8 protein-coding genes are annotated in these 11,167 nt (G+C 70.0%); 5 read left to right on the top strand and 3 right to left on the bottom strand.

Translation table 11 applies throughout. The features are described from left to right. Positions 1-129: 129 nt before the first annotated feature. A complete protein-coding gene (gene blaCESS / locus ABB22_RS00655; protein ID WP_055767947.1) occupies positions 130-1,020 on the bottom strand; it encodes a CESS family extended-spectrum class A beta-lactamase in 891 nt (296 codons plus the stop codon). A 170-nt stretch (positions 1,021-1,190) separates the two neighbouring features. Between blaCESS and ABB22_RS00650 the strand changes: the two genes are divergently transcribed. Both ABB22_RS00650 and ABB22_RS00645 read left to right on the top strand, forming a co-directional pair. Beyond that, positions 1,191-2,066, top strand: a complete 876-nt coding sequence (locus ABB22_RS00650; protein ID WP_055768511.1) for a LysR substrate-binding domain-containing protein — start codon at positions 1,191-1,193, stop codon at positions 2,064-2,066. Between the two features lie 54 nt (positions 2,067-2,120). Then, positions 2,121-2,912 carry a bestrophin-like domain gene (locus tag ABB22_RS00645; RefSeq protein ID WP_055767945.1) on the top strand — a complete coding sequence of 264 codons (792 nt, stop codon included), beginning with the start codon at positions 2,121-2,123 and terminating at the stop codon, positions 2,910-2,912. Positions 2,913-2,930: 18 nt separating this feature from the next. On the opposite strand, the gene ABB22_RS00640 is transcribed toward ABB22_RS00645, so the two are convergent. Continuing rightward, complete coding sequence (locus ABB22_RS00640; protein WP_055767942.1) at positions 2,931-4,811, bottom strand: ABC-F family ATP-binding cassette domain-containing protein; 1,881 nt, start codon at positions 4,809-4,811, stop codon at positions 2,931-2,933. A gap of 309 nt (positions 4,812-5,120) precedes the next feature. Here ABB22_RS00640 and ABB22_RS00635 point away from each other — a divergent pair, with 309 nt between their 5' ends. After that, positions 5,121-7,511: a TonB-dependent receptor plug domain-containing protein gene (locus ABB22_RS00635; RefSeq protein WP_055767940.1), complete on the top strand. Its 2,391-nt coding sequence runs from the start codon at positions 5,121-5,123 to the stop codon at positions 7,509-7,511. A gap of 215 nt (positions 7,512-7,726) precedes the next feature. Next, entirely contained in the window at positions 7,727-9,424 is a 1,698-nt protein-coding gene (gene ybaL, locus ABB22_RS00630) for a YbaL family putative K(+) efflux transporter (RefSeq protein WP_055767937.1), read from the top strand. 24 nt (positions 9,425-9,448) lie between these two features. Here the strand turns inward: ybaL and ABB22_RS00625 are convergent, their stop codons facing one another. Next, the gene (locus tag ABB22_RS00625) at positions 9,449-10,354 is read right to left on the bottom strand and encodes a LysR family transcriptional regulator (protein WP_055767934.1); all 906 of its coding nucleotides are present in this window, start codon (positions 10,352-10,354) and stop codon (positions 9,449-9,451) included. 124 nt (positions 10,355-10,478) lie between these two features. Between ABB22_RS00625 and ABB22_RS00620 the strand changes: the two genes are divergently transcribed. Next, positions 10,479-11,129 carry an NAD(P)-dependent oxidoreductase gene (locus ABB22_RS00620; RefSeq protein ID WP_055767931.1) on the top strand — a complete coding sequence of 217 codons (651 nt, stop codon included), beginning with the start codon at positions 10,479-10,481 and terminating at the stop codon, positions 11,127-11,129. Positions 11,130-11,167 lie beyond the last annotated feature (38 nt).

Here is an 11,167-nt window from a genome sequence, read left to right as displayed (position 1 = left end):
GGTCCGCTCATCGCCATGGCGACGGATGGTTTCGTTGCGCAGCGCAACCGCATCCGGGTGCACGGCCAGCGGGGTGCGCGCGATGCCGATGGCAGGCTGCGCAAGCAGTTGCAGCCCGGGCCGGGCCGGTCAGCGCAGGTGGTCGCCGGCCACCTCACCGACCCGGCGCAGGATGGCATTGCGGCCGTCGTCGTCCAGCGCCGAACCCTGCAGGTAGCCGGCCAGCACCCAGGGCGAGCCGCCTCGTTCCGGCCACAGCAAGGCGATGTCGTTGGTGGTGTCGCGGCCGTTGCCGCCGGTCTTGTCGCCCACCCGCCAGCCCCCGGGCAGGCCCGCGCGCAGGCGCGCGGCGCCGGTCTCGTTGTCGATCAGCCAGTCGGCCAGTTGCCGCCGCGACGCCTCGTCCAGCACGTCGCCGAGCACGAAACGCTGCAGGTTGCCGGCCATCGCCGCCGGGCTGGTGGTGTCGCGCGGGTCGCCCGGCGCGAAGCGGTTGGCTTCCGGTTCGTAGCGCGCGGCGACGGTGACCGCGTCGTCCTGCGCACGCAGGAAGGCGGTCAGCCCGGCCGGTCCATCGACCAGCGGCAGCAGCAGGTTGGCCGCGGCGTTGTCGCTGGTGGTCAGCGTCGCCCGGCACAGGTCGCGCACGCTCAGGTCCTTGCCGGCATGGCGCGCGGTGACCGGCGAATTGCCGAGGATGTCGACCTTACGCACCGGCACGCGCTGGTCGAGCGACAGCCGGCCGCGCCCGGCGCGATGCAGCACCGCGGCCGCCAGCAGGAACTTGAACGTGCTGCACATGGGGAAGCGCTCATCCATGCGGTGCCCGAAGCGTGCGCCGCTGGCCGGATGCCACAGGCACACGCCCAGCCGGCCGCCGCTTTCGGCCTCCAGCGCGGCGAAACCGGCAGCCGCGGAAGCGGGCTCGGCCCTGGCGGCGGCACGGGCCATCGCGGGCGCGGCGACGATGCCGGCAAGGGCGGCACCACCGAAGGCGAGGAACTGGCGACGGACGATCATGCGGCTCTCCCTGGGCGTGGGACGGCGGCGATTATTGGAAACCACAGCCCCCTTCCACCAGCGCGAAAAACCATCGGAAGCCATTAGATTTATTGGCGGCAAAGACCGTACTTCCGCCATTCCATGCAGGAATAATGGGCCCATCCATCATCTTTCATCATGGCTTCGGCATGATCCGCCCCCAGCTCCCGCTCAATGCCCTGCGCGCCTTCGAGGCCGCCGCGCGCCATCTGAATTTCACCCGCGCGGCACTGGAGCTGTGCGTCAGCCAGGCCGCGCTGAGCCACCAGATCCGCACGCTGGAGGACCGCCTGCAGGTCACGTTGTTCCATCGCCTGCCGCGCGGCGTGGCGCTCACCGACGAGGGAGCGGCATTGCAGCCGGTGCTCACCGACGCCTTCGACCGCATCGCCATCGCCTTGGACCGTTTCACCGGCGGCCGCTTCCGCGAGGTGCTGACGGTAGGCGTGGTCGGCACCTTCGCCACCGGCTGGCTGCTGCCGCGGCTGGGCGATTTCGAGGCCGCGCACCCGGATATCGAGCTGCGCCTTCAGACCCACAACAACCGCATCGACCTCGCCGGCGAGGGCCTGGACCTGGCGATCCGCTTCGGCGAGGGCGACTGGCAGGGACAGGACTGCACGCCGATCGTCGACGCCCCTTCCGCTCCGGTCTGCGCGCCGGCACTGGCGCGACGCCTGCGGCAACCGCGCGACCTGGCCGGCGTGCCGCTGCTGCGCTCCTACCGCAACGACGAATGGGCGCGCTGGCTGCAGGCTGCCGGTATCACCGGCGTGGAGGCGCGCGGCCCGGTGTTCGATTCCTCGCTGGCACTGGCCAGCGCCGCCGCGGCGGGTGCAGGCGTGGCGCTGCTGCCACTGCGCATGTTCGAGCAGGACCTGGCCGACGGCCGACTGCTGCAACCCTTCGCGCAGACACTGGCGCTGGGCCGCTACTGGCTCACGCGGTTGCGCTCGCGCCAGGAACGCGAGCCGCTGCGGCGTTTCCGCCTGTGGCTGCAGGCGCAGGGAGCGGCAGGCCCGTGAACCGGGAGCGGATACCTGCTAAGAAGGCCGGCATCCTCCGCACGAGTCCGGCCCATGCCCGAGATACTGGAATTCGTCGATGCCCATTCCTGGGTGCTGCTGCCGTCGATGCTGGCCCTGCTGGGCCTGTCCGCGTTCCTGGGCAAGCTCACCTGGGGCCGGCGCTTCGGCCATGAGCCGGCGGCCGACGACGAACTCAAGATCGTGCTGGGCGCGACCCTGTCCCTGTTCGGCCTGCTGATCGGCTTCCTGCTGTCCTTCGCCATCGGCGGGTACAACACGCGCATGGCGGCCGAGGAAAACGAGGCCATCGCCATCGGCAACGCCTTCCAGCGCACGACCCTGCTGGGCGCCGAACGGCAGGCACAGGCCGAGCGGCTGCTGCTGGACTACCTGGACCGGCGCGTCGGCTTTTTCGCCGCCGCCGACGAAGCGCAGCGCGAGCAGGCGCGCATGCAGTCCATCCAGATGCAGGCCCGCATGTGGACCTACGTCGCCCGGATCGCCAGCGACAACCCCGACCCGGTGATCGCCACCGTGCTCAATGCCTGCAACGACCTGTATACCGCCCAGCAGAAGACCATGGCCAGCTGGCGCCACCAGATACCGGGCGCGGCCTGGGCGATGCTGGTCGCCTTCGGCGTGTGCTCCAACTTCCTGATCGGCTACAACATCCGCGGCAGGAACAGCGGCAGCGCCCTGCTGCTGGTGGTGCCTGCGATCACCGCGCTGGCGATGTTCCTGATCGCCGAAATCGATGTTCCGGGCAAGGGCCTGATCCACGTGACGCCGGACAATCTCCAGGCCATCCGCACCACCCTTTCCGCCGGCGGCCTGGCCCCCTGAGCCCGGCCGCCGCCGGGCTCAATCCCCCAGCAGTTCCATCCACGCCGCTTCGGCCTGCTCCAGCTGCTGGGCGAGCACCTCGCGCTCGCCGCCAAGCCGGGCCATCTTCGCCGCATCGGCATAGTTGGCCGGGTCGGCCAGTTGGCGGTCGATGTCGGCCAGGGACGCGCCGAGCTGCTCGACCTTCTTCTCCGCCGCTTCCAGCTTGTGCGGATTGACCGGCTTCTTCGCCGCGGCAGGCTTGCCCGGTGCAGGCGCGGACACCGGCGCCGGCACGGCCGGCGCCTTCTCGGTGCGGTCGGCCTTGTTGCGCGCGCCCTGCGCGCTGGCGCGGGTACGCAGCCAGGCGGCGTATTCGTCCAGGTCGCCGGCGAACGGTTCGACCACGCCATCGGCGACACGCCAGAAGGTGTCGCAGACCAGGCCGATCAGGTGGCGGTCATGGCTGACCATCACGATCGCACCTTCGAAGATGCTCAGCGCCTCGGCCAGCGCCTCGCGCATTTCCAGGTCCAGGTGGTTGGTCGGTTCGTCGAGCAGCAGCACGTTGGGCTGCTGCCAGGCGATCAGCGCCAGCGCCAGTCGCGCACGCTCGCCACCGGAGAACCCGTCGACCGGCTCGAACGCGCGGTCACCGGGGAAATTCCACTTGCCGAGGAAGTCGCGGAAGCTCTGGTTGACGCCGTCCGGGTCCATGTCGCGGAAATGGTCCATCGGCGTGGCGCCTTCGCGCAGCGACTCCACCGTGTGCTGGGCGAAGTAGCCGATCTTCATGTCCGGGTGCGCGCTGCGTTCGCCGGCCAGCGGCGGCAGGTCGCCGACCAGGGTCTTCACCAGCGTCGTCTTGCCGGCGCCGTTGGGGCCGAGCAGGCCCACGCGCTGGCCCGCTTCCAGACCGAAGCCGACGTCCTTGAGGATCACCGCGTCCTGGCCATAGCCGGCATCGACCTGGTTCAGGCGGATCAGCGAGAACGGCAGCTTGGCCGGTTCGGAGAACTCGATGCGGAACTCGCGCTCGGCGCGCACCGCCTCGGTGCCGGCCATCTTGGCCAGGCGCTTGATCCGGCTCTGCGCCTGGGTGGCCTTGCTGGCCTGCGCCTTGAAGCGGTCGATGAAGCTCTGCAGGTGGGCGCGCTCGGCCTGTTCCTTCTCGTGCGCGATCTGCTGCTGGCGCAGGTGCTCGGCACGCTGGCGCTCGAAATCGGTATAGCCGCCGGGGTACAGCCTGGCGGTGCCGCCATGCAGGTGCAGGGTATGGGTGGCCACGTTGTCCAGGAACTCGCGGTCGTGGCTGATCAGCAGCAGCGTGCCCGGGTACTTGAGCAGCCACTGTTCCAGCCAGTACACCGCGTCCAGATCCAGGTGGTTGGTCGGTTCGTCGAGCAGCAGCAGGTCGCTGGGCATCATCAGCGCACGCGCCAGGTTCAGGCGCGCGCGCCAGCCACCGGAGAACGCCGCCACCGGGCGGCTGTGGGTATCGGCCGGGAAGCCAAGGCCATGCAGCAGCTTGCCGGCACGCGCTTCGGCGTCATAGGCGCCCAGCTCGGCCATCTTCTGGTGGGCGTTGGCCACCGCTTCCCAGTCTTCGCGTTCGGCCGCAGCCGCTTCTTCGAGCAGCACCGCGGCCACCACGTCATCGCCGCCCAGCACGTAGTCGATGGCGCGATCCGGCAAGGCCGGGGTTTCCTGGGCCACGTCGGCGATGCGGACCTTGCCGGGCAGCGACACATCTCCCTTGTCCGCCTCCAGCTCGCCGCGCACGGCGGCGAACAGGCTGGACTTGCCGGCGCCGTTGCGCCCCACCACGCCCACGCGGTAGCCGGCGTGCAGGGTGAGGTCGACGTTGGACAACAGCAGGCGCTCGCCCCGGCGCAGGGCGAAATTACGAAGGGAAATCATGAGGGGGTCCGTTATAGCGAAAAGGAATGTGCACACAAGCAACATTCCTGCGACGCGATTCTAGCGTTAACGAATACTTGACTCACGCCTCCCGCGCACGGATTCCACGCCGGAACGCCCTCCTCCACCCCACGCCCGCACCGCGCCTGCCGGTCGAAATGCTTTCAAAAGCAACGATATAGGCAGGCCGATGGGCATTTGACACCACGTAAAAATTCCATTAATCCATGATGGCGCACCGCACCACCCCTCCGTGACGGGCAATTCCCGTCCGCCGGTGCCGCCCATTCATACCGGAGCTGCAATCTGATGAACCGCAAGTCCAGTACGCTCGCCGTTGCCGTCGCCATCGCCCTCGGCCTCCCGGTTGCCACCGCCTTCGCCCAGTCCGGCGCGCAGACGCTCGATACCGTGATCGTGACCGGCACCCGCGTCGCCGACCGCACCGTGGCCGAATCGCAGTCGCCCATCGACATCATCACCCCCGAGGCCCTGCAGGCCACCGGCTCCACCGAGCTGGCCACCGCGCTGTCGCGCGCCCTGCCCTCGCTCAACTTCCCGCGCCCGGCCCTGACCGACGGCACCAGCGGCGTGCGCCCGGCGCAGTTGCGCGGCCTGTCGCCGGACCAGGTGCTGATCCTGATCAACGGCAAGCGCCGCCACCTGTCCGGCCAGCTCAACGTCAACGGCAGCATGGGCCGCGGCTCCTCGGCGGTGGACCTGAACACCATCCCCGTAGCCGCGATCGAGCGCGTGGAAGTGCTGCGCGACGGGGCCTCGGCCCAGTACGGCTCGGACGCCATCGCCGGCGTGGTCAACATCGTGCTCAAGGGTGCCGGCAGCGGCGGCAGCCTGGCGCTGGACCTGGGCCAGTATTCGGCCGGCGACGGCAAGCAGTACCAGCTCTCCGGCGACACCGGCGTCAGCTTCGCCGACGGCCGCGGCACGGTGCATTTCGCCGGCCAGCTCACGCACCAGGACCGCACCAACCGCGCCGGCCCGTTCAATGCCTACGGCCTGCCGGGCAATCCGGCGCCGAACAGCGGCAACTACCCGGCCGTGGGCGTGAAGGCCTTCGTGGTCGGCGACCCGGAAGTGGATACCCGCGCCGTGTCGGCCAATGCCGGTTTCGATTTCAGCGACAACCTGCACGGCTACGCCACCGCCATCGCCAGCAACCGCGACATCACCTCCTTCGCGTTCTACCGCTCGAAGAACCACAACGCGGCGACCTCGCTGCTCTATCCCGACGGCTTCGTGCCGGAGATCAACCAGTACCTGAAGGACCGCTCGCTGGTGGCCGGCCTGAAGGGCGGCACCGAGGGCGGCTTCAACTGGGACGTGAGCTACAACTACGGCTACAGCCGCATCGATTTCGCCACCCGCAACACGATGAACTACACGCTGGGCGCCAACAGCCCGACCAGCTTCCACGACGGCGCGCTGGAGTACACCCAGAACATCGTCAACGCCGACTTCTCGCAGGCGCTGGACTGGGGCCTGGCCTACCCGGTCACGCTGTCCTTCGGCGGCGAGTACCGCCAGGAGAAGTGGAACCAGTCGCCGGGCGAGCCCAACTCCTACCTCGGCAGCGGCGCACAGGGCTTCGGCGGCTTCACCCCGATCAACGCGGTGCATGCCGACCGCCACAACTACGCGGTCTACGCCGGCCTTGAAGCCGACCTCACCGACAAGTTCTCCGCCGGCGCCACCGCGCGCTACGAGGACTACTCGGACTTCGGCAGCAAGACCTCGGGCAAGCTCTCGGCCCGCTATGCGTTCACCGACAAGGTGGCGCTGCGCGGCACCGTCTCCAACGGCTTCCGCGCGCCGTCGCTGGCGCAGCAGAGCTACCAGGTCATCACCAGCAACTACTCCAATGGCGTGTTCGTCGAATCGGGCACCTTCCCGGCGACCAGCGTCGTGGCGCAGGCGCTCGGCTCCAAGCCGCTGCAGGCGGAAACCTCGACCTCCTACAGCCTGGGCCTGGTGCTGCAGCCGGCCGAGCGCCTGTACGTGACCGTCGATGCGTTCCAGATCGACATCGACGACCGCATCCTGCTGTCCTCCACCATCAACACCAACCCTGCCACCAATGCCCTGCTGACCTCGCTGGGCATCAACAACGTCACCGCCTTCCGCTACTTCAACAACTCCGCCGACACCCGCACCCGCGGCGTGGACGTGGTGGGCAGCTACAACATCCCGCTGGCCGCCAGCGCCCTGGACCTGACCGCCAGCTACAGCTACAACAAGACCGAGGTGAAGCGGCTGGCGCCCTCGCCGTCCGTGCTGACCAGCCTGGGCCTGACCACGCCGCTGGTGGCGCGCGACGAGCTTGGCCGCCTGGAAGACGCCTTCCCGCGCGACAAGGCCATCCTCGGCGGCACCTGGACCTCGGACCAGTGGACGCTGGGCCTGAACGCCACCCGCTACGGCAAATTCACCGTGCGCCAGACCAACCCCGCGCTGGACCAGGGCTACGACCCGCAGTGGGTGCTGGACGTGTCGGCCAGCTTCAAGCCGAGCGCGCAGTGGACCTTGACGGTGGGCGCGGACAACGTGCTGGATTCCCATCCGGACAAGGTCAACCCGGCCTTCACCGGCGTCAACGCCTGGGGCCAGATGCCGTACAGCAACTACGCGCCGGCCGGCTTCAACGGCGCCTACGTGTACGGCCGCGCCCGTTACACCTGGTAAGGCGCGCCTGAGCAGCCGCAATGCGTGAAGCCGATGCCCGGGGAAACCCGGGCATCGGCGTCTTCGGCATCACGGCCCCCCACCGAACGGTAGTGCCGGCCATGCGCTGCCGATGAGCGCACTCCAATCGATGAAACGCTTCGGGACGTACAGGGAAACAACGGCGCACCCGCTTCCCCTTAGAATCGGAGCGCCCCCTTCTCCTGCGAGCCCCGATGCACCATGACACCGCCCTGATCAACATGATCGCCATCGGCCTGGGCCTGGCCTTCGTGCTTGGCGCCCTGGCCAACCGGCTGCGGCTGTCGCCGCTGGTGGGCTATCTGGTCGCGGGGGTGGTGGTCGGGCCGTTCACGCCGGGCTTCGTCGCCGACCAGGCGCTGGCCAACCAGCTGGCCGAGATCGGGGTGATGCTGCTGATGTTCGGCGTCGGCCTGCATTTCTCGCTCAAGGACCTGATGGCGGTGAAGGCCATCGCCATTCCCGGCGCCATCGGCCAGATCGCCGTGGCCACGGTACTGGGCTGGGGCGTGGCCACGCTGATGGGCTGGCCGCCGCTGCACGGGGTGATCTTTGGTTTCTCCCTGGCCACCGCCTCGACCGTGGTGCTGCTGCGGGCGATGGAAGAACGTCGCCTGCTGGAGACCACCCGCGGCAAGATCGCGGTCGGCTGGCTGATCGTGGAGGACCTGGCCTGCGTGCTGGCGCTGGTGATGATGCCGGTGATCGCCGGCGTGTTCGGCCCCGAAGCGCAGGGCCAGAACCACAGCGTCGGCAGCGTGCTGGCGTCCATCGGCTGGACCTTCGTGCAGCTGGGCCTGTTCGTGGCGGTGATGCTGCTGGTCGGGCGCCGGGTGATCCCGTGGATCCTGGAGCGCATCGCCGGCACCGGTTCGCGCGAGCTGTTCACCCTGTCGGTGCTGGCCATCGCCCTGGGCGTGGCGTTCGGCGCCGCCGCGCTGTTCGGCGTGTCGTTCGCGCTGGGCGCGTTCTTCGCCGGCATGATGCTCAACGAATCGGAACTGAGCCACAAGGCCGCGCACGATTCGCTGCCGCTGCGCGATGCGTTCGCGGTGCTGTTCTTCGTCTCGGTGGGCATGCTGTTCGACCCGATGATCGTGGTCGAGCACCCGTGGCAGGTGCTGGCGACGGTGGCGATCATCATGTTCGGCAAGTCGGCGGCGGCGTTCGCCATCGTGCGCGCCTTCGGCCATTCCAAGGCCACGGCGCTGACCATCTCCGCCTCGCTGGCGCAGATCGGCGAGTTCGCCTTCATCATCGCCGGGCTCGGCGTGGCGCTGAAGATCCTTCCCGCCACCGGGCAGTCGCTGGTGCTGGCCGGCGCGCTGGTGTCGATCATGCTCAACCCGCTGGTGTTCGGCCTGCTCGACCGCTGGCAGGCGCGTCATCCCGCACCGCTGCCGGTACAGGAGCCGCCGGACATTCCCCCCGGCCCCTCGCTGGACCTGCACGACCACGCCATCGTCATCGGTTACGGCCGCGTCGGCAGCACCCTGGCCCAGGTCCTGCGCGACCGCGGCGTACCGGTGCTGGCGATCGACGACAACCGCGACCACGTCGAGCGCGCGCATCGCGAGGGCATCGCCGCCATCCGCGGCAGCGCCGCCGCCGACACGGTATTGGCCGAAGCCCATCCCGAGCGCGCCAGCATCGCCATCCTCGCCATCCCGCAGCCGCTGGAGGCCGGCGAAGCGCTGGCCAAGCTGCGCGCCATCAATCCGAACCTGACCCTGCTGGCGCGCGCGCACAGCGATGCCGAGGTCAAGCACCTGCTCGAACACGGCGCCGACGGCACCGTGCTGGCCGAGCGCGAACTGGCGCATTCGCTGGCGGAGATGGTGATGGCCACACCGCCATACCGCGCGATGCGGGCGGGGACCACCGCCGCCTGACAGCGTCATCGGGCGCGCGCCCGCTCAGGCCGCCGGGTCGGTGGCGCCCGGAATGCGCTGCAGATAGCCGCCCAGCAGCTCGATCGCCTGGCGCACCTTGGCCGGCTGGGTCTGCCGGTGCGGTGTCACCGCCCATACCGGCAGCGCCGGGACCTCCCATTCCGGCAGCAGCCGCAGCAGCCGGCCGCTGGCCAGCAGCGGCATCACATCCAGGCTGGTCAGCACGGCCACGCCGAGCCCCGACTCGCACAGCTGGCGCACCGCCGGCTGGTTGTGGCTGACCAGGCGCGGATGCGCCGGCACCCGCCGCTCCTGCCCGGAGGCCGGGTGCCGCCAGGCCAGCCCCGGCACCTGCGCCAGGCCCAGCCATTCGCCGGCCGGCACCTGCAGCGGATCGGCCGGTTCGCCATGCCGGCGCAGCCAATCGGGCGAAGCGCAGGGCCAGCGCTGCAGGGTGCCCAGGCGCTGCGCCATCCAGTCGCTGTCCGGCAGCCGGCCGAAGCGCAGCGCCAGGTCGATGCGCGCCTGCACCAGGTCGGTCCAGCCGTCCTCGAAATGCAGGTGCAGGCGTAGCTGCGGGTTGTCCTGCAGCCATGGGCCCAGCGCCGGCCCGAGGTGGTCGGCCATGCCCAGCGGCGCGGACAGGCGCAGTTCGCCGCTGGGCGCGTGGCGCGCGGCCGACAGTTCGGCCTCGGCCTCGCCGGCGGCATCGAGCAGGCGCGCGCAGGCCGCGTAGTAACGGCTGCCCACGTCGGTCAGCGACAGCTGCCGGGTCGAACGGTGCAGCAGCGCCACGCCCGCCTCGTGCTCCAGCGCGCGTACCTGCTGGCTGACCGCCGAGGTGCTCATGCCCAGCGCGCGCGCCGCCGCGCTCATGGAACCGTGCTGGACCACCTGCGCGAACAGCGCCATGCGCCTGTAGTTCTCCATCGCCCTCTCCTGTGGCCGCAGGCATCGTGAAGCCTGGCTTCAAGGTGATTGTGGCCCCGGCAGACTGCCGCCGTCACGGGGCCAGGAGGACACTGTCCGCCTCCCATCCATGCGAGGAATCCCCATGAAAGTCGCCCTGATCGGCGCCACCGGCTTCGTCGGCCGCGCCCTGCTCGAAGAACTGCTGGCCCGCGGCCACGAGGTCACCGCACTGGTACGCGATCCGGCCAAGCTCGCCGCACGCGAGCGCCTGCGCGTGGTCCGCGCCGACGTACAGGACGCCGCGCAGGTGCAGGCCGCCGTGGCCGGCAACGACGCGGTGGTCAGCGCCTACAACGCCGGCTGGGGCAACCCGGACATCTATCGCGACTTCATGCGGGGCGCGCGCGCGATCGTGGCCGGCACCAGGGCGGCCGGCGTGAAGCGCTACCTGGTGGTCGGCGGCGCCGGCAGCCTGTACACCGCCGACGGCGTGCAGCTGGTGGATACGCCGGACTTCCCCCCGGCGTTCCACGATGGCGCCCGCGCCGCGCGCGACGCGCTGGAAGACCTGAAGGGCGAATCGGCGCTGGACTGGACCTTCCTCAGTCCGCCGGTCGCCTTCCACGCCGGCGGCCCGGTCGAGCGCACCGGCCATTACCGTACCGGCAGCGACACGCCGCTGATGGCTGCCGACGGCCCCGGCACGATCAGCCCGGCCGACCTGGCGGTGGCCATGGTCGATGAACTGGAACAGCCGCGGCATCCGCGCCAGCGCTTCACCATCGCCTGGTGAGGCCTAGACGCCGCGCGCCAACCACGGCGCGCGGCGCG

Origin of the sequence: Stenotrophomonas nitritireducens, from assembly GCF_001431425.1 — a bacterium.
Classification (GTDB): domain Bacteria; phylum Pseudomonadota; class Gammaproteobacteria; order Xanthomonadales; family Xanthomonadaceae; genus Stenotrophomonas; species Stenotrophomonas nitritireducens.
Note: the sequence above shows the minus strand (reverse complement) of the source record. Positions and strands in the feature narration are given on the sequence as shown.